An 18,969-nucleotide genomic window follows, 5' to 3' on the forward strand; every position below is an offset into this window, starting at 1 on the left:
CTGCCGCCCCGATTCTCCGCGTGGTCACTCCTCGCCCATCAGCTTGCGGATCTCGGTGATGAGCGCGACGAGCGCTTTCCGCTCGGGGACGGTGGTCTCCGGGTGCCACAGGTCGACGAGCAGGCACGTGCGTGGACGGGTCCCGCGGTTCCACGCCTCGTGCTCGAAGGAGTAGTCGAAGAGCAGGCACTTGCCCTCCTGCCACGACCGCGTCTCGCCGGCGACCGTGATGCCGCACTCCTCGGGTATGTCGACGGCCAGGTGCAGGTTGATGCTGAAGTTCCACAGGTCGCAGTGCGGGGCGATCGCCGCGCCGGGGAGCAGGGTCGAGAAGTGGCACTCCAGTAGTGGGCAGAGCTTCCCGGTGTCGACCGCCTCTTCCTTCAGCACCTGGAAGGCGGTCGGCACCGTGTCGGCGGACTCGCTCACCAGCTCGCCCTTGCGGAACAGATAGAGAGCCTGCCAGTCCGACTGACGCGTGAGGTAGTGCTCGTACTCGGAGAACGCGTTCCGCCGGGCGGCCCAGGCGGTCTCCAACTCCTTCTTGATCGTGGCGTGGTTCGCTTCGAGGGCGTGCACCACCGGTGCCAGCTCGGGGTGGCCGTACGGATCATGCCACGGCTGCTGCGAAATTCCCGGCAGGATCCACTTGGCGCCCTGCTGGAGGGGATGGTGTTGCTGTTTTCCTGCTTCCATCATCTGCTCGACCCGGGTGATCGAACCCGGTCCGTGCTCACTCCTGATCGCGGCGAAGGCGTTCTCTATCTCCGGGGTCACAAAATCTCCAGGATTTCGAGCGTCACGGTCCTTGCATACCGTGTGGAGGGTACACAGGACATACCCTTCCCGTCCCCCGAGAAAGCGCATGGTGCGACAAGCGCATGGCACGTCCGATGACGCACATGGCGCAGTGCGCCCCCTGTGCTTCCGGTGCCTCGGAATTCTGGCTGTTGCTGGGAACCAGAGGACAGAATGAACCGACTTCCTGTAGAGATGTATCTGCTGTTCTCTTCAGGCGTTGGCTGACCGGGGCGGCAGACCCAACCGCTTCCACTGGCCGACACCCGTGCCACCGCCGATCGGGAGTGTGAGTGAACGTCGTCGGCCGGCCATCCGTAAGAGACGGGAAACTGCTCGGTTCTGAGGAGTTCCCGATATCCCGGAGATGCCGGGTGACAGGCGTCACCGAGGAGGACGCCGTCGACGTCCTGGTGGCTCTGTCCGCGAGAACGGGCAGCGGATGCACACGGGTTTGGGAGGCAGCCGCCGCCCGAGGGGGAATCGAAATGTTCACGGGTTTCGACAGCAGCACTGGCACGGAGAGGTTGCTGCTGGGGTGCGATGGCCGACACCGTCGGGGTCTGGCCTCCGCGTTTCGCTTGCGGTGGCGTCCTGATCTTGAGCGGAAACGAGTCGTTTCCGGCGTTGCCGGGGCAGCGCGGCGATCAGCTCGTCGACCCGGGCCTCGGCCCAGCCGGTCGTCACCACCGTGTCGTTGACCTTCGTGGCCATCACGTGGGTGGCCTTGCGTTGCTCCAGCCAGCAACGTGTGTGCTTGACCTGCCCGTATGTCTCGTCCGCCGTCACCCATGCAAACGGCACACCGGCGTCGGCGGCGCGTTGCAGCATCTGCCCGAAGTGCTCGTTCCTGGTTGCGAAACAGATCTCGTCGTCGATGCCGGCGGCCCGACAGCGGTCCCGGTCATCCATCCAGGAGGCCGGGAGGTAGAGCTCGCGGTCGATCAGGGCGCGTTCCCTGGACGAGGCGTAGGCCAGGCACGACCTCCCCGATCGACTCGTAGAACGTCAGCAGATCCCTGAAGCTCCCGACCACCGTCATGGACAGCCCGAAGATCCTCTTTACTGGCGATCCGGACTTCGTTCGTGCCCGGCTGGTAGCCGTTCTTCTCCTCGAACGTCAAGACCATGGAGCTCACCGCATGCGTGATCTCGTCACGCCACCGTGACAGCCATTCATCCGAGTAGGAAAGCTGATCCATGGCCCGGATCATGCCACCGGCGCCTTCAACGCGGCCCCAGGGACCCCGCATGAGTGGTCGACGCAGAGTGATGGAGCTCCGCATCCCAGCCTGAATACGCGACACCCCAACATGCGAGCCCACCAGTCTCGACCCCCAACCTCTCGAGGAGTGGGCAGCACGCCGCCGGCAGCACCGCCCCGTGCCGGGGGAACGGCGGGCGGTCCCGCTCGGCGAGCAGTCGAAACGGGGGCCCACGTCGCTTCCGACGTGCCACGCGGCATCCAGGAGTGGGACGGGCACCAGTGGACGCCGGCCGGCGTCGCCGAAGACCGCACAGCCGCCACGGACGAGACCGGGCAGGACACCGCGCGCCGGGCCGAGCGGGTCCCCCTGCCCGCATTCAGCAAGCTGCCTTCCCGGTCCGGACCCTGGCGGCCGGCACAGCCGTGGCGCCGCCCTGACGCCACCTGACCCGCCCCCCGATCCCTACCGAGCCCGGGGCGGTCCCTCTCCCGTCGTCCCGGCCAGCAGTTCGTCCGGAGAAGCCGTCAGTTCGCGGCCGGTCAGGCCGCGCAGCACCGGGTAGGCGCGGGTGTCGCCCGCCAGGACGCCGCCGAGCAGCGTGCGGCCGTCCGCAGCCAGGACCACCTTCGCGTAGGTGCCGGCCCGCCGGTCCTCCCGCACGTACTCGATCGCCCCCGGCGCACGCGCGTGTGCGTCACCGAAGCCGGCCACCTCGACGCCGAGGAGCTTGAGCTTGGCGGAGCCGTCCGCCCCGGCGAACGGCTGGCCCCCCTCGCCCACCAGCTGCCGGGCCACCGTCTCGGCCATCCGGAGGCCGGGGACCACCAGCCCGTGACAGCGGCCCTCCACGGCCGCGCACTCGCCGATCGCCCAGATGTACTCGTCCGCGGTCCGGCACCACCCGTCCACCAGGAAGCCCCCGCGTTCACCGCGTTCGAGCCCCAGCGGGGCGGCGAGTTCGTCGCGCGGCCGCACCCCGGCGGCGAAGACGACGAGCGCGGCGTCCAGCACCGTGCCGTCGGCCAGTTCCACCCGGTCGGCCCGGCCGTCCGGGCCCGCGCCGACCGCGTGCAGCGCGCTGGAGCAGTGCACGCCCACCCCGAGCCGTTCGACCGCCCCGGCCAGCACCCGGCCGCCGCCCTCGTCGATCTGCTGGGCCATCAGCCACGGCGCCATCTCCACCACACGGGGCCGCATCCCCAGCAGCCGGAGGCCGTTCGCGGCCTCCAGGCCGAGCAGTCCGCCCCCCACCACCACCGCCTCGCGGCCCGGTACGGCGGCCGCGCGGATCGCGGCGACGTCCTCCACCGTCCGGTACACGAAGCACCCCGGCAGGTCGTGTCCGGGCACGGGCGGCACGAACGGCCGCGAACCGGTGGCCAGCACCAGCGCGTCGTAACCGGTCTCGGTGCCGTCGTCGCAGGTCACCGTCCTGGCCCGGCGGTCGACGCCGGTCACCCTCGTGCCCGGACTCAGCCGCAGGCGGCCGTCGCCGAGGACGTCGGGCCCGGCGAGGGCGAGGTCGTCGGGGGTGGCGCCGTCGAGCAGGGAGGACAGCGCCACCCGGTCGTAGGCGGCGCGCGGCTCCTCGCCGAGCACGACGACGCGCCACCGGCCGTGCCGGTCGTGCGTGAGCATCTCCTCGACCAGCCGGTGGCCCACCATGCCGTGACCGGCCACGACCAGGGTGCGTGTCGTCACGGTGTCGCTCCTTCCGCAGGGGTGTCGTCGCCGGCGCCGGCGAGGGTGGTGCACAGCCGCCGTACGACCGAGGTGCAGCTGCCGCACCCCGTCGTCGCCCGGGTCGCCCGGGCCAGCGCCGCCTCGTCGTGCGCACCGCTGTGCCAGGCGTCCTTCAGGGCCTTCCCGGTGACGTTGTTGCAGTGGCACACCACGGCCTCGTCCGGCAGCGTCCCGTCGCCCGCGTACTCGCCGTCGGCGCCGGTCAGCAGCGCGAGCAGGTCGGCGGGGACCGGCTCGTCGCGGAGGTACAGCCGGCTCACGGCGGCGACGGCGGACGGCGAGCCGATGACGGCCCCCGCGTGAATGCGCCCGCCGCGCAGCACGAGACGGGCGTGGCGGCCTCCCGCCCGGTCCAGCAGCGAGACCGTCCCGTCGGTGTCGCCCGGCCGGTCGGGGCCGGCCGGCGGGAGGACGACCATGTCCTTGCCCGGGGTGCGCGGCCGCAGCACGCGCCGTCCGGGTGCGTACGGCCGCTCCCGTCCGGTGAGGATCCGGGCGAGCGCCTCCGCCTGCTCCCACGCCTGGAGCACCGTCGAGCCGACCGCGCCCGCGTGCTCGGCGCAGTCGCCGATCGCGTGGACGCGCGGGTCGCCGGTGCGCAGCAGGGCGTCGACGACCACTCCCCCGCGCACCTCGAGGCCGCTCGCGCGGGCCGACGCGGTCTCCGCCACCGTGCCCGTGCACAGCAGCACGGTGCCCGCCGCCAGCACCTGGCCGTCGTCGAGGACGACCTTGCCCGGCGTGTACTCGGCGGCCCGGCGGCCCAGGTGCAGCGTGACGCCCCGGCCCGCGAGCCACGCGGCCGGCACCGCGGCGCCCGCCGCGTCCAGGTGTCGCTCCATCAGGTGCCCGGCGGGGTGGACGAGCGCCACCTCCTGCCCGGTCCTGCTCAGCGCCCAGGCCGTCTCGACACCGCGGATCCCGCCGCCGAGGACCACGACGGGCCCCTCGGACAGCGGACGGCAGTCGGCCGCGGTGCGCACCGCGCGCACCCCTTCGGCGAGCCGGCCGGGTCCGGTCTCCAGACCCGGCACCGGCGGCACCCTAGGCCGGGCCCCGGTGGCCAGTACCAGGACGTCGTAGGGCAGTTCGCGGCCGTCGCCCGTGCGCACCGTGCGGCGGGCCCGGTCGACGGCGCTGACCCGCACGCCGGTCAGCTGCCGCACCTCGGCGGGCAGCGCGGGCAGTGACAGCCGGTCGGCGTCGAGCGTGCCGTCCAGGACCGAACCGAGCAGGGCCCGGTGGTAGGCGGGCCGCGGCTCGGCGCCGACCACGGTCACCTCGCCCGGGTGTCCGTACTGCACCAGCCGGGCGGCCAGCCGGTGCGCGGCCGGGCCGCCGCCCACGATGACGACGCCGGTCACGGCCGCTCACCCGCCGGCGTGACGCGCACCGCGCTCACCTTGAACTCGGGCATGCGGCTGCGCGGGTCGAGCGCGTCGCCGGTGAACAGGTTGGCGCGGCCGGCGCCCGGGAAGTGGAACGGCACGAACACGGTGTCGGGACGCACCGCGCGGGTCAGCCGCACGCGCGCCCGGGTGGTGCCGTGCACCGAGCCGACCTCGGCCGTCTGCCCGTCGGCCAGGCCGAAGCGGCGGGCGGTGTCCGGGTGGATCTCGACGACCGCCTCCGGCGCGGCCTCGACCAGTTCGGGCACCCGGCGGGTCTGCGCGCCCGACTGGTACTGGGCCAGTACCCGGCCGGTCGTCCCGTACAGCGGGAAGGTCTCGTCGGGTTCCCGGGCGGACGGCCGGTGGTCCACGGGCGTGAACCGGGCGCGCCCGTCCGGGTGCGCGAACCGGTCCAGGAACAGCCGCGGCGTTCCCGGGTGGCCGTCGGCCGGGCAGGGCCAGTACAGTGCCTCGCCCGCGTCCAGGCGGGCGTAGCTGATGCCCGAGTAGTCCGCGCGGGCGCCGGCCGAGGCCCGGCGCAGCTCGTCGAAGACCTCCCGGGGCCGGACGGGGAAGCGGCCCGCGTCCTGGCCGAGCCGGACGGCGAGCGCGTGCAGCACCTCCAGGTCGGTGCGCACACCGGGCGGCGGGGTCAGATGGGCGCGGCGACGCAGCACCCTGCCCTCCAGACTGGTCAGCGTGCCCTCCTCCTCGGCCCACTGCGCCACGGGCAGCACCACGTCGGCGAGCGCGGCCGTCTCGGACGGCACGAAGTCGGCCACCACCAGCAGGTCGAGGGCCTTCAGCCGCTCGGTGACGTGGGCGGCCCGGGGCGCCGAGACGACCGGGTTCGCCCCGAACACCGTCAGCGCCCGCGGCCCCCCGTCCCCGCCGAGGGCGTCCAGCAGTTCGTAGGCGCTGCGGCCCGGTCCGGGCAGCTCCTGCGCGTCCACGCCCCACACGGCGGCCACGTGCGCGCGGTCGGCGGGGTCGGCGAGCGAGCGGCAGCCGGGCAGCTGGTCCGCCTTCTGGCCCATCTCGCGGCCGCCCTGCCCGTTGCCCTGTCCGGTCAGCGTGCCGAAGCCGCCGCCCTCCCGGCCGGGCAGCCCCAGGGCGAGGGCCAGGTTGACGAACGCGGCGACCGTGTCGGAGCCCTTGCTGTGCTGTTCGGCGCCCCGGCCCGTCAGCACGTAGGCCCGGCGGGCGCCGCCGAGCATCCGCACCGCCGTGCGCAGGTCGTCCGCCGGCACGCCGGTGACCTCCTCCACGCGCTCCGGCCACCAGGCGGCGCAGCTCTCCCAGGCCGCGTCGAAGCCGGTGGTGCGCACGTCCACGTACTCCTTGTCGACCAGCCCCTCGGTGACCGCCAGGTGCAGCAGGCCGAGGGCCAGGGCGAGGTCGGTGCCGGGGGCGGGGCTCAGGTGCAGCGCGGCCCGCTCGGCGGTGCGGGTGCGGCGCGGGTCGACGACGACGAGGTCCGCACTCTCCAGGTGGCGCAGCAGCGGCGGCATCGTCTCCGCCGGGTTGGCCCCGGCCAGCAGGATCACGTCGGCCCCGTCCAGGTCGGTGACCGGGAACGGCAGCCCGCGGTCGAGCCCGAAGGCCGCCGCGGTCGCCGCGGCCGCCGACGACATGCAGAACCGGCCGTTGTAGTCGATCTGGCTGGTGCCCAGGGCCACGCGGGCGAACTTGCCGAGCGTGTACGCCTTCTCGTTGGTCAGCCCGCCGCCGCCGAACACCGCGACCGCGTCGGCGCCGTGCCGTGCGCGGATCTCCCGCAGCCGCCCGGCCACCAGGTCGAGCGCCTCGTCCCACCCGGCCGGCGCGAGTTCGCCGTCGGCCCCGCGCACCAGGGGGGTCAGCAGCCGGTCGGGGACGGCGAGCACGGAGGGCGCCGTCCACCCCTTCTGGCACAGCCCGCCCCGGTTGACCGGGAAGTCGGCCGAGGGCCGCACCGCCACACCGCCCCGCTCGCCCGACAGCACGGTGGAGCACTGCAGCGCGCAGTACGGGCAGTGGGTGGTGCTCTCCCGCTCCTGCCCTCCCCTGACCTCACCGGACATGGGAGGCCCTGCTCTGCTCCGCGGTGGGCAGGGGGTCGCTCGGGCGCTCGCCGCGCAGGTACACGGCCCGCAGCACCACGGCGCACAGCCCGTAGAAGGCGAGGAAGGACCAGAACGCGGGCGCACCGCTGCCCGTGCCGCCGTACGCCGAACGGAAGGCGAGGTTGATGGCGACCCCGCCGAGCGCGCCCGCCGCGCCGGCGATGCCGATGACGGCCCCGGACAGGCGGCGGGAGGCCGCGAAGGCCGCCGTCGCGTCGTGGCCGGAGGTGATGGCGACCTCCGCCTGCCGGGCGAAGATCGCCGGGATCATCTTGTACGTCGAGCCGTTGCCGATGCCGCTCACCACGAACAGCCAGGTGAACCCGGCCACGAACAGCGCGAACGAACCGTTCCCGCCGGCCCACAGCAGGACGCCGGTGCCGGCCGCCATCCCGGCGAACGACCACATCGTCACGCGCGCCCCGCCGAACCGGTCGGCGATCCTGCCGCCGAGGGGGCGGGCCACCGAGCCGAGCAGCGGTCCGAGGAAGGTGAACGAGGCGGCCTGGAGCGGCGTGGAACCGAACTGACTCTGCAGCACCAGCCCGAAGGCGAACCCGAAACCGATGAAGGAGCCGAACGTGCCGACGTACAGCAGCGAGATCCACCAGGTGTGGGCGTTCGCCGCGGCCTCGCGCTGGGCGCCCGGCTCGGCGCGCACCATGGCCACGTTGTCCATGCGCAGCGCGGCCAGCACCGCGGTCAGCGCGATCAGCGGCAGGTAGAACGCGGCGACGTACGCCGGGTGGGTGTCCCCGGCGACGGAGATCACCAGCAGGCCGAGCAGTTGCACCGCGGCGACGCCCAGGTTGCCGCCGCCCGCGTTCAGACCGAGTGCCCAGCCCTGCTTGCGCTGCGGGTAGAAGGCGGTGATGTTGGTCATCGAGGAGGCGAAGTTGCCGCCGCCCGCCCCTGCCGCCGCGCCGATCAGCAGGAAGACCCACAGCGGGGTGCCCGGCCGCTGCACGAAGTACACCGTCGCCGCCGTCGGCACCAGGAGCACCAGCGAGGAGAACAGGGTCCAGTTGCGCCCGCCGAACCGGGTCACGGCACTGCTGTAGGGCAGTCTCAGCAGGGCGCCGACCAGGGTGGGCACCACCACCATCAGGAACTTCTCGTCGGGCGCGAAGTCCAGTCCGATCCTCGGTGACATGAACAGCACCAGGACCGACCACATGCTCCACACGGAGAACCCGACGTGCTCCGCGAGCACCGACAGCACCAGGTTGCGCCGGGCGACGCGCTTCCCGCCCCGCTCCCACGCCTCCTCGTCCTCGGGGTCCCAGTCCTCCATCCACCGCCCTCGGGCGGCTCGTGCACTGGCCATCTTCTCCTCGGCTTTCTCCGGATCGTGCCGCCGCGGCCCGGTGGCACCGGGCCGCGGCGGCGGGTGGGGTGGGGATCAGTGCCGCAGTGCACGGTCCACCAGGGCGGTGGCGGCTCCGGTGTAACCGGCCGGGTCGCACAGGTCGGCGAGTTCGCCGACGACCCCGGGCGGCAGGCCCGGCAGGCCGGCGAGCACCTCGGCCAGCGGGCGGCCGGTGCTGCCCGTCACCCGTGCGGCCTCGGTGGTCAGCCGCCCGGCCGCGGCCTTGCCGAGCAGCGGGGCGAGGCGGGCGGCCAACCGCTCCGAGACGACCTGGCTGCCCGTCAGGACGAGGTTGGCCCGCATCCGTCCGGGCCTGACCTCGAGCCCTTCGGCGAGCTCGACCGCCGTGTGGGCCGCGCCGCCTGCCAGCCGCAGGCACTCGCGCAGCAGCTGCCACTCCGCGTGCCAGGCGCCGGCGGACCGCTCGTCCTCCGAGACCAGGCACTGGGTGAGCGCGGCGGCCAGGGCCGGCACCTGAAGGGCCGCGCTGCGCAGCAGGGTGGCGAGCACCGGGTTGCGCTTGTGCGGCATGGCGGAGGAACTGCCGCGGCCGGCCGGGCCGGGCTCGGCGACCTCGCCGACCTCGGTGCGGACCAGCGACTGCACATCGACGGCGATCTTGCCGAGCGCACCGGCCGTGAAGGCCAGCGCGGACGCCAGATCGGCGACGGGGGTGCGCAGCGCGTGCCAGGGCAGCACGGGCCGGGCGAGGCCGGTCTCGGCGGCGTACGCGTCGGTCAGCCGGTCCAGGTAGTCGCCCGGTTCGGGCCGCCGGCCGTCGTCGTCGACGGCCGCGTACTCCAGGTAGCCGGCCAGCGTGCCGGCCGCCCCGCCGAGCGAGACGGGCAGCCCGCCCTCGTGGACGCGGGCCAGGCGGGCCTCCGCGTCCAGGACCAGCTGCCGCCAGCCCGCCACCCTCAGCCCGAACGTCGTCGGCACGGCGTGCAGGGCGAGGGTGCGGCCGACGGCCGGCGTGTCCCGGTGCCGGGCGGCGAGCTCCGCCAGGGCCCGCGCGCTGCGCGCCAGGTCGGCCCGGACGATGCCGAGCACCCGGCGGGCGACCAGCATGGTGCCGGTGTCGAGGACGTCCTGGCTGGTGGAGCCCCGGTGCACGTACTCGGCGGCGTGGGCGTCCTGCTCGGCCACCACCGCGGTGAACGCCTTCACCAGGCCGACCACCGGGTTGGCCGTCTCCCGGGCGGCGAGCGCCAGCGCCCGCAGGTCGAGCCGGCCGGCGTCGGCGGCCCGCGTGATGGTCTCGGCGGCCTCCTTCGGCACGGTGCCGAGCGATGCCTGCGCCCGGGCCAGGGCGGCCTCGGCGTCCAGCATGGCCTGCAGCCAGGCCCGGTCGCCGGTGGCCGCCTCGACGGGTGTGCCGGCCCTGACCGGCGACAGCAGCCCGGCGTCCGTGAGTCCGTCGGAGGCCGCGGTCACACGATCACCCCGGACAGGTCGCCTTCGGTGTCCACCGGCCGTACGCCGACGGGCACGTGGGCCACCGGCGGCAGCGCCAGCACCGAGCGGGCGATCGCGTCGGAGTCGCCGAGGGTCACCGAGTCGACGCCGGGCCGGATGCCGGCCGCGGTCACCCAGTGCACCGATTCCGTGGGCACGCCGTAGGCGAAGCGCCGCGGGTGGGCGCGGCCCCGGCCGTCGAGCAGCCGGTAGGGGCGCTCGGTGACGGCGAGTCCGCCCGTCTCGTAGCTGGTGCCGCCCGCGCCCGCGATCCGGTACGGCGTCGCCTGGTCGGTGTCGAGCAGGTGCTGCAGCAGGGGGTCGTCGGTGCGGCGCAGGTCCGGCTCGGGCAGCCGGGCCTCGACCAGCGCGGTGGCCCGCACCGGCTCGCCCGGCACCGCCGTCGACGCCGCGACGTACATCTGGGCGGTGGTGTCGATGCGGACCTGCGTGCCCGGGCCGGTCAGCGTCAGCACGCCCGCCTCGATCAGCGCGATCATCTCCTCGATGCGGGAGGACGGCGGGCCGATCGACAGGAACGCGTTGAGCGGCGTGTACCAGCCCTCCAGGTCGTCGCGGTGCGAGCCGCCCTCGAGACCGCCGTGGTCGACCGCGAGCCGGATCTCGTTGCGCAGGTCGCGCAGCACGTCCAGGGCGGCCTTGAGCGGACCGCTGACGTTGCCCTTGCGGGACTCCTCGACGTCGCGCCGCAGGTATCCGAGCAGCCAGCCGGTGAACTCCTCGCGGTCGGCGAACTCCCCCTCCCCGTAGGGCCGCGACAGGCGCTCCCAGTCCCATCGCTCCCCGGCCAGGATGCCGTAGGAGTCGAGGAGGGCGGCCGGGTCGGCCTGCGGATCCAGCGCGAGCAGCCGGTCGGTGAACTCCTCCCGGAGCTGTCCGTCGCCGCGCTCGCTCAGCAGCGCGCCGTAGTAGACGCTCTCCACCTCGCGGGAGATCAGCGGCCACAGGTCCTCGCCGAAGCGGACCGGCCGGCCGGCGGCGGAGCGCTCCTGGAGCGTCGCGATGTACTCGGCGGTCAGCAGGCGGGGGTAGTAGCGGCCGGTGGCACCCTTCTCGTTCTCGCCGCGCGCGTGGTACGGGACACCGCGCCGGGAGAAGGCGTACAGCTTCGGCTCGTTCCCCGAGGGGTGGTAGCGCAGGCCGCCGCCCGGCGTGCGTTCGAAGCGGCCGCCGCGGCCCAGCGTGAACAGGGCCATGTGGTCGAAGAAGTTCAGGCCGAGTCCGCGCACCAGCACGTTCTGGCCCGGCCGGATGCCGGTCAGGTCCAGGTCGGCCGGGTTGGCCGGGGTGACGTAGGTGAGGTGGTGGATGCGCGCGAGGCTCGCGGTGCGCGCCTCGCGCGCCGACAGCCGGGCCGGGACGTGGCCCTGGGCCATCACGACGGCGTCCAGCTCGTTGAGCCGGGTGCCGTCCTCCAGGCGGACGCCCTGCGGGCCGCCGGGCACGCCGTGCGTGTCGGCCGCGGCGACGGCGCGCGAGCGGTGCACCCGGACCTCGACGTGGGCGGGCGCGGACCGCACGATGCGCTCGAAGCAGTCCTGGAGGTAGCGGCCGTAGAAGGCGCGTGTGGGGTAGGAGTCGGGGCCCAGGCGCCGGGCCTCGGCGAGGACGACGGGGTCGACCTCGGCCGGGTCGCCGAGCAGGGCCAGGGTCTGCGCCCACTCGTGGAGGCTGGGGCCGGGCTCTATGGGGCCGTCGATCCGGGCGCTGTCGTCGGTGAAGACGGTGATCTGCGACGCCACCGTGTTCATCAGCAGGTGCTGCGACTGCTCGGTGCGCCACACCGTGCCGGCGCCGGGTGCCGAGGGGTCGACGACGTGGACCGTGACCGCGCTGTGCGCCGGGGCGCGGCGCTCGTTGGCCAGCAGCCGTTCCAGCACCGACAGCCCGCGAGGGCCGGCACCAATGACGCAGACCTCGAGGGTGCTGCTCATGCGGATACTCCGTTTCTGGGCAGGGGACGGCGGGCGGCCGGAGCGACGGGAACCGGCCACCTGCCGTGCAGGACGGTGGGAGGGGCACCGGGCCGGGGACCGGAGGACCGCGGGCACCGGGGTGCGCGACCTGACGGGGCGCGCACCCCCGGCGCCCGGGTCCGGACCGGAAGCACGGCGCCCGGGAACTGCCGGCGTGCGGGGCCGGGGGACGTCACGGGCGGGGCGATGGGGAGGGGATGCTGCGGGGCCGGGCGGGGGGCGGGGCCCGCGCGGGGCGCCGTCGGGACGGCGGCCGGGGCCCGCCCGGTCCGCCGGGAGGCGTTACCCGGCGGGACCGGCCGACAGCAGGCGGGCCAGTTCCAGGCGCTTGATCTTGGTGGTGGCGGTCTGCGGAAGGTCCTCCAGCCGCCACTGGACCGGATCGCCCAGCGCCGGCAGGTCGACCACCGCGGTCTTCCAGGCCAACTCGTCCAGCGACACGTCGTCGCGCGTGCACACCACCGGCACCGCACGCCCGTCCGGGCCGGGGATGATGATGACCTCGACCAGTTCCGGCAGCCGGGTGAACAGCTTGTCCTCGATCTCCAGCGTGGACTGCACACCGGGGATCTCGTCGACCTCGCGGTCCAGCAGGTGCAGGCAGCCGAACCTGGTGCGGTAGCCGAGGTCGCCCATCCGCCACCAGCCGTCGTTGACCTGCTTCTGCCAGCGCTGGTGCTCACCGAGGTAGGTGACGATCCGCCCGTCGCTCCTGACCTCGATGAAGCCGGGGTTCTCCTTGGAGACCGGTGCGCCGTTGCGGCTGACCACGCGGACCCCGGTCATGCCCGGGAACGGCACGCCGACGCAGCGGCCGTTGAAGTCCGCGCCGTCCTTGAGCGAGTAGGTGCGCGCGGCGATCGGACCGACCTCGCTCTGCCCGTAGGCCTGGGCGAAGCGCCGGCCCTTGCGGCGGGAGGCCTTCAGCATGGTGTTGACGGTGCGCGGGTGGATGGCGTCGAAGGTGGAGGAGAAGTACTTCACGTTGGCCAGCGGCCCGCGCGGGTCGCCGGCCAGCTCCTCCCAGCGCAGGAAGGTGTTGGGATGGGCCTCGATGAACCCGGGCGGGATCTGCGTGAACAGGTCGCCCACGGTCCGCGGGTCGTCGTCCCTGAGGACGATCAGCGGGTGGCCCTGGAGGATCGAGATGGGCATCGCCGTGAACATCCGCGAGTGCACGAACGACACGTGGACGGCGATGGGCTCGCTGCGGCCCACGGCGGTGCGCACGACGGTGGCCTGCGGCCGGTAACGGGCCTGGAAGCTCATGCCGGTGTGCACGGCCAGCTTCGGGGTGCCGGTGGTGCCGGAGGTGTGGGTGATGAGCGTGGGATGGTCGATGGGCATGCTCACCGCGGGCACCCGCTCGACGCCGGCCAGCGAGGCGAACGAGGTCGCTCCCTCGTGCTCGCCGGAGGCCAGCAGCACCCTGCGGGACAGGTCGAAGACCTCGCCGGGCAGGTGGTGCTCGAGCTTGTCCTGGTCGGTGACGAGGAACGGCTGCCCGACCCGGCGCAGCAGTTCGGCGACCGTCGCGCCGTCCAGTTTCGGCGACAGCAGCACCGGGACGGCCCCGGTGCGGGCGACGGCGCAGGCGAGGAGGGAGATGTCGAAGCCGTCGCTCTTGTGCACCACGACGTGGTCCCCGGGGCGCACCTTGACGGACCAGAGCCGGGAGGCGATGTCGTCCACCAGCTCGGCCAGTTCGGTCAGTGTCACGCGTCGGCCGAGGCCGGGGGCGATGTCCAGGTCGTGGTCGAGGATCACGAAATTCGCCGGATGGCGGGCCGCCGCTCGGTCGAACAGCGTGCCGAGCCGAATTCCCTTGCTTCCTATTCGCTGGAGAAACATGTAACCGATCTCTCGTCCATGGCTGCGGATTCCTGAAGGGGGTGGCCGCATCGCGGATCTGACGGCCTGCCGGCGCGGGTGGTGCGACGCACGGCCTCAGTTCTTCTCGATGACGTCCTTGATACGGGCCAGGGTGTCGTCGAGGTCCTGTCCGAGCTTGGCGGTCCACTCGGTGACGAACCGCTTGCGGCCGTCCTCGTCGAGATCCGCGACGATCTTGTGGATTCCGGCGGTGGCCCTGCCCATCCGGAAGTGGTGGACGAGCCAGGTGGTGCCGTCGCCGGCGTCCTCGACGTCGAAGCCCCAGACCGACTCCTGGTCCTCGCGGGCGTGGGTGAGCATCATCCAGCGGAAGGTCCGGCCGGGCTCGGCGGCCACCACGCGGGCCTCGGTGTACCAGGTGCCGCGCACCAGCGGCGCCCAGCCGACCACGTCCTCGCTGCGCAGGTTCTCGCCGCGGAAGACCGACCCGACCGCCGAGGGCTCTCCCTCGATCCACTCGCCGCCCATGCACTCGGGGCTCCATTCCTTGCTGCGGGTCAGGTCGCTGACCACGGAATAGATCTCCGCCGGCGCCGCGGAGACACGAATTCGGGCGTCGAGTTCGAAGAGCGGGGAATTGTTGATGACGGTTCCAGTGTTCGTTGTCATGGCGGCAATCCTGCCGATGTTCGCGGAACCGGAGCAATCAAGCCGTTCGGGGTCCGTCAAGTTCAATTGCGGCCCACGGCCGGAAAGCGGCCGGGGGGATCGTATTCATTCGGGAAACGGGAAAGAGGTGAGGGCGCCGCGGCGGCGGCCGCGGCGCCCTCACCGGTGGCGGGACGCGCCCGCCCGCCCCCTCGGTCGCGTCAGTCGCGTACGCGCAGCACGAGCTTGCCGTGCACCTTCCCCTCGTCCAGGCGGCGGTGGGCCTCGGCCGCCTCGCTCAGCGGCAGCACCTCGGTGGCGCGCGGGCGCAGCAGGCCCGACGCCAGCAGCCCGCTGATGCCGCGGGCCGCGTCGGCGAGCTGGGCGGTGTCGGCGTGCGAGATGGCGAAGCCGTGCACGGAACGGTCCATCAGGTACAGCGGCCCCACGGGCAGCACCGGGCGGGTGCGCAGTCCGGCCAGCACCACGATCCGGCCCCGGCTCGCCAGCAGGTCCACCGCGGTCTCGAGGTCGTTGCCCCCGGAGGTGTCGACGTGGACGTCCACGCCCTGCGGCGCGGCGGCCCGGATCCGTCCGGCGACGTCGGCCGAGCGGTAGTCCACGACGTGGTGGGCACCCAGGGACCGTACGTACGGCTCGTCGCGGCCGGAGGCGACGGCGATCACCCGGGCGCCCGCCCGGACCGCCATCACGACGGCCGCACCGCCCACGTTGCCGCCGGCGCCGAGCACGGCGACGGTCTCCCCGGCGCGCAGCCGCCCGTGCGTGAACAGCGCCAGGTGCGCGGTCGCGGCCGGGTGGGCCAGGGCCACGGCGTCCACCGGGTCCACTCCGTCGGGCAGGTGGTAGAGCCGGTCCGCGGGCACCGCCGCCTGCTCGGCGGCGGCCCCCTGACGGCCGTCGTGGCCCAGGCTGTTGCACCACACCCGGTCGCCGGGCCGGAAGCCGGTCGCGGCCGGTCCGGCCGCGGCCACCGTGCCGACGAGGTCGCGGCCGATGACGAAGGGGAACTCGACCGGGGTGCGCCAGGCCCCCGAGCGGACGAAGGTGTCCACGTGGTTGACGGCACTCACCTCGATGTCGACCAGCACGTCGTGCGGGCCGGACGCGGGCGGTGGCAGCTCTCCGTGACGGATGACGTCGGGAGAGCCGAGCTGGGTTATGTAAGCGGCACGCATGGTCGCCGAGTCTGGCACCGCCCCCGGCGGGTGCGGCAGAGCCGGCGACGATCGCGGCACACGGTCCGTCAGGTCGGTCCGAAGGTGTGTCAACTCGCGCTCTGTGAAAGTATGTTGCACCTCTACGCTTCCCGTCGTGTCCCCCGTACTGACCGATGTGGCGCCCGGCGACCGGCGGATGACCGCGCACGTGCGGCCGCTGATCCGTGCCCTGCGGCCCGCGCTCACCGAAGAGGCCTTCGACCGGTTCTCCTCCGAGGCACACGCGCAGGGCCTGGTGTTCACCGCCGCGTACGACGGCCACGGCCACTGCGCCGCGGTCGCCACGCACCGCGTCCTGGCGACCAGCCGTGGCCGGGTCCTCTTCGTCGACGACCTCGTCACCCACCCCGGCCACCGCTCGACGGGCATGGCGACGGCCCTGATGACCCACCTGGCCGAGCGGGCCCGCGCCTCCGGCTGCCACCGCGTCGAACTCGACTCCGGCACCGCCAACGTCACCGCCCACCGCTTCTACCACGCCCGTCGGATGACCATCGCGGCCCTCCACTTCACCCTGTCCGTCCCCGGGGACTGACGAGGCCCACGGCCGGGCACAACCCCTCGTCGATCGCTGCGATCGGCACGGTGGCCCGGAGACGGACCGCGAGTCCGTCTCCGGGCCACGGCCCGCTCCCCCGCCTTGGCCGGTCCTTGGCCGGTCCTTGGCCGGTCCTTGGCCGGCGCAGTCGAGCGTGTGTACCCGCCGTACCCCCGGCACCCGCGCCCCGGGCACCCGCACGTGGCGCGGTGGTCACGACCGAGGTCCACGCCCCGCTGGAACGGGCCGCGGACCACGCGGAAGGAGAACACGACCGTGCCCGCAGCCGTTCCTGCTCCCACTCCCGTCGACTTCTGGTTCGACCCCGTCTGCCCCTGGGCGTGGATGGCCTCCCGCTGGCTGCTGGAGGTCGCCGGCCACCGCCCCCTCGACATCCGCTGGCACGTCATGAGCCTGGCCGTCCTGAACGAGGGCCGCGAGGACCTGCCCGAGCGCTACCGCCGGCTGCTGACCGAGGGATGGGGACCGGTGCGGGTGGTGACCGCCGCGGCGCAGAAGTACGGCGCCGACGTCACCGGCCGCCTCTACACCGCGCTCGGCACCCGCATCCACAACCAGGGACTCGGCCCGAGCCGGGAGGCGATGGCGGGAGCGCTCGCGGAGGCGGACCTCGCGCCGGGCCTGATCGAGTACGCAGGCCAGGACACCTACGACCGTGAACTGCGGGCCTCCCACCAGGAGGGCATCGACCGGGTCGGCCAGGAGGTCGGCACACCGGTGATCGCCCTGCCCGGCCCCGACGGCACCCGGACGGCCTTCTTCGGCCCGGTCGTCACCCCCGCCCCGCGCGGCCGGGCGGCACTGGACCTGTGGGACGGCCTGCTGCTCCTGGCCTCCAGCCCCGGCTTCCACGAGCTCAAGCGCTCCCGCACCCAGGGCCCGGTCTTCGACTGACGCCTCCCCCGGGCCCGCGTCGCCCGACCCCGTAGCGGCGACGCGGGCCCCTCACACGCCCCGGTCTCCCACCACCGGAACGCGAGCTTTCCCCGCCTCGGGCCCTCGGGCCGCCGCGGCCACCGCCTGCTCGCGCCGTGGCCGGACCGGTGGCCGGGGACGCGCAGGACGATCAGGCCGAGGGCCGCGAAGAACACGGCCCGGCCCGTCCGGCCGGCCCGGTCCCAGCCGACGCCGGCGCTGATCCGGTGGTCGGTCGGTTCGGCCGCCTTGTCGAGGAACAGCACCGACAGGGACAGGTACATGCCGAGGCCGAGGGCGTCGCACAGCTCCGCCGCGTAGAACCTGCGTTCCCGCCTTCCGCACGGCGGCGGGTTCAGTCACGGTCGGCCCCTGTGGTCGCGTCGAAGCCCGGTACCAGCCGGATGTCCAGCGCCCGCTCCACCTGCCGGGTGACGGCGCGGGCCGTGCCCCGGTCGGGGGCGCTCACCATGAAGCTGACCAGGTGCAGGGTGCGCTGCCGGCTGACCCGCTGGCCGGGGGTGAAGCGGGGGGAGACGTAGACGAGTTCGGGGAAGGCGCGCAGCACCTGCTCGACGGGGGTCTGCGCGGCCACCCGCCAGTTGCCCGCCGGGATCGGCAGGAACCGCAGCAGGGCGACCCGGGTGAACTTCGGCAGCGCGCTCGGCTGCAGACCGAGCGCGGCGCGGCCGATCTCGGCGGCGTAGTCGTAGCCGGCCGCCACCTCGAACATGGTGGGCAGCGGGCCGCCGGCGCGTGCGTTGACCTCGATGACGCGGGGCCCGTCGGCGGTCAGCGCGATCTCGGTGTGCACCGCGCCCGAGACCAGCCCGATCGCCCGGATCGCCCGGTCGGCGACGTCGACGACGGCCGCCTGGGTGGCCCCGTCCAGCCGGCTGGGCAACAGGACGCCCTCCTCGGCGTAGCCGTGCTCCAGGGGCAGCCGGTCGGCGACCGCCAGGTGGTGGGCGGTGCCGTCGGCCAGCAGCGACTCCACGCTGCAGTAGGCCGCGTAGCCGCTGTCGCCGTCCGTCTCCAGCGCCATGCGCTGCTCCAGCAGGTACGCCTCGTCGGACTGGAGGAAGGCGGTCTTCTCGGCGCGCGCGGCGGTGAAGGCGTGGATCAGCTCGGCGTACGTGGACACCAGCCGGACGCTCTGGCTGCCCGCGCCCAGCGAGGGCTTGAACACACCGGGCAGCCCGACGCGGGCGGCGGCCGCCGCGAGGTCCCGCTCGCTGGTGATGATCTCGAACTCGGGTGAGGGCACCCCGTCCTCGGCGAAGGCCAGCCGCTGCCGGGCCTTGGACTGGGCGACGGCCACCGCCTCGGGCGGGTTGCCGGGCAGGCCCAGGCGGGAGGCGATCTCGGCCTGCGGGCGCAGCAGCAGTTCGGAGTAGGTCACCACGCCGTCCAGGGGCATCCGGCCGTGCAGGTCGGCAGCGGCCAGGACCGCCGCGTCCAGGTCGGGGACGTCCAGGAACTCGCCGCGCAGACCGCGTTGTTCCCAGTCGGCGCGGACCGGCTCGAAGGAGCGCCAGGCGGTGATGTACACGACGCTGACGGCTTCGGTCAGCGTGGACAGGGAGTCGAGGGCCTCGTCAGGGGCGTGGCCGCCGATCCCGGCGAGAAGCAGAACGTGGGGGGAGCCCATGATGGTGAGACCTTTCATCCGAGGACGGGGAAGGACGGAGGGGGCGTACGGAAGGA

At 73.8% G+C, this 18,969-nt stretch carries 13 protein-coding genes and 2 pseudogenes; 3 read left to right on the top strand and 12 right to left on the bottom strand.

The window, feature by feature from the left end; genetic code table 11:
- Nucleotides 1-24: 24 nt before the first annotated feature.
- Both KYY02_RS25570 and KYY02_RS25575 read right to left on the bottom strand, forming a co-directional pair.
- Nucleotides 25-777, bottom strand: a complete 753-nt coding sequence (locus KYY02_RS25570) for an aspartyl/asparaginyl beta-hydroxylase domain-containing protein (protein WP_371241803.1) — start codon at nucleotides 775-777, stop codon at nucleotides 25-27.
- A 633-nt stretch (nucleotides 778-1,410) separates the two neighbouring features.
- Nucleotides 1,411-1,776 (bottom strand): annotated as a pseudogene (locus tag KYY02_RS25575) (transposase); the annotation flags it as partial.
- Nucleotides 1,777-2,094: 318 nt separating this feature from the next.
- Between KYY02_RS25575 and KYY02_RS25580 the strand changes: the two are divergent.
- Nucleotides 2,095-2,453, top strand: a pseudogene (locus KYY02_RS25580) (DUF6087 family protein).
- A 15-nt stretch (nucleotides 2,454-2,468) separates the two neighbouring features.
- Here KYY02_RS25580 and KYY02_RS25585 read toward each other — a convergent pair.
- The 9 genes from KYY02_RS25585 to KYY02_RS25625 all read right to left on the bottom strand — a co-directional run bounded on the left by KYY02_RS25585 (nucleotide 2,469) and on the right by KYY02_RS25625 (nucleotide 15,746).
- On the bottom strand, nucleotides 2,469-3,707 hold the full coding sequence (locus tag KYY02_RS25585; RefSeq protein WP_371241804.1) for an FAD-dependent oxidoreductase: 1,239 nt from the start codon (nucleotides 3,705-3,707) through the stop codon (nucleotides 2,469-2,471).
- Complete coding sequence (locus tag KYY02_RS25590) at nucleotides 3,704-5,113, bottom strand: FAD-dependent oxidoreductase (protein ID WP_371241805.1); 1,410 nt, start codon at nucleotides 5,111-5,113, stop codon at nucleotides 3,704-3,706. Before KYY02_RS25590 ends, KYY02_RS25585 begins: the two co-directional genes overlap by 4 nt.
- Nucleotides 5,110-7,203, bottom strand: coding sequence for a molybdopterin oxidoreductase family protein (locus KYY02_RS25595; protein ID WP_371241806.1), 2,094 nt, complete (start codon nucleotides 7,201-7,203; stop codon nucleotides 5,110-5,112). The genes KYY02_RS25590 and KYY02_RS25595 overlap by 4 nt, the downstream gene beginning before the upstream one ends.
- Nucleotides 7,193-8,572, bottom strand: coding sequence for an MFS transporter (locus KYY02_RS25600; RefSeq protein ID WP_371241808.1), 1,380 nt, complete (start codon nucleotides 8,570-8,572; stop codon nucleotides 7,193-7,195). The genes KYY02_RS25595 and KYY02_RS25600 overlap by 11 nt, the downstream gene beginning before the upstream one ends.
- A 75-nt stretch (nucleotides 8,573-8,647) precedes the next feature.
- Nucleotides 8,648-10,048 carry a nitrosuccinate lyase gene (locus tag KYY02_RS25605; protein WP_371241810.1) on the bottom strand — a complete coding sequence of 467 codons (1,401 nt, stop codon included), beginning with the start codon at nucleotides 10,046-10,048 and terminating at the stop codon, nucleotides 8,648-8,650.
- A complete protein-coding gene (locus KYY02_RS25610) occupies nucleotides 10,045-12,024 on the bottom strand; it encodes an FAD/NAD(P)-binding protein (protein ID WP_371241812.1) in 1,980 nt (659 codons plus the stop codon). The genes KYY02_RS25605 and KYY02_RS25610 overlap by 4 nt, the downstream gene beginning before the upstream one ends.
- A gap of 324 nt (nucleotides 12,025-12,348) precedes the next feature.
- Entirely contained in the window at nucleotides 12,349-13,917 is a 1,569-nt protein-coding gene (locus tag KYY02_RS25615) for a class I adenylate-forming enzyme family protein (protein ID WP_371241813.1), read from the bottom strand.
- 96 nt (nucleotides 13,918-14,013) lie between these two features.
- Entirely contained in the window at nucleotides 14,014-14,568 is a 555-nt protein-coding gene (locus tag KYY02_RS25620; RefSeq protein ID WP_371241816.1) for an SRPBCC family protein, read from the bottom strand.
- A 200-nt stretch (nucleotides 14,569-14,768) separates the two neighbouring features.
- Nucleotides 14,769-15,746 carry an NADPH:quinone reductase gene (locus KYY02_RS25625; RefSeq protein WP_371241818.1) on the bottom strand — a complete coding sequence of 326 codons (978 nt, stop codon included), beginning with the start codon at nucleotides 15,744-15,746 and terminating at the stop codon, nucleotides 14,769-14,771.
- 136 nt (nucleotides 15,747-15,882) lie between these two features.
- Between KYY02_RS25625 and KYY02_RS25630 the strand changes: the two genes are divergently transcribed.
- Nucleotides 15,883-16,323, top strand: a complete 441-nt coding sequence (locus KYY02_RS25630; protein ID WP_371241820.1) for a GNAT family N-acetyltransferase — start codon at nucleotides 15,883-15,885, stop codon at nucleotides 16,321-16,323.
- A 279-nt stretch (nucleotides 16,324-16,602) separates the two neighbouring features.
- Nucleotides 16,603-17,241 (top strand): mycothiol-dependent nitroreductase Rv2466c family protein, encoded by a 639-nt coding sequence (locus KYY02_RS25635; RefSeq protein WP_371241822.1) that lies wholly within the window; start codon nucleotides 16,603-16,605, stop codon nucleotides 17,239-17,241.
- A gap of 376 nt (nucleotides 17,242-17,617) precedes the next feature.
- Here KYY02_RS25635 and KYY02_RS25640 read toward each other — a convergent pair whose 3' ends face one another.
- Nucleotides 17,618-18,913, bottom strand: coding sequence for an ATP-grasp domain-containing protein (locus tag KYY02_RS25640; protein ID WP_371241824.1), 1,296 nt, complete (start codon nucleotides 18,911-18,913; stop codon nucleotides 17,618-17,620).
- Nucleotides 18,914-18,969: the final 56 nt, after the last annotated feature.

The sequence above is a fragment of the Streptomyces pimonensis genome (assembly GCF_041380215.1).
Classification (GTDB): Bacteria; Actinomycetota; Actinomycetes; order Streptomycetales; family Streptomycetaceae; genus Streptomyces; species Streptomyces pimonensis.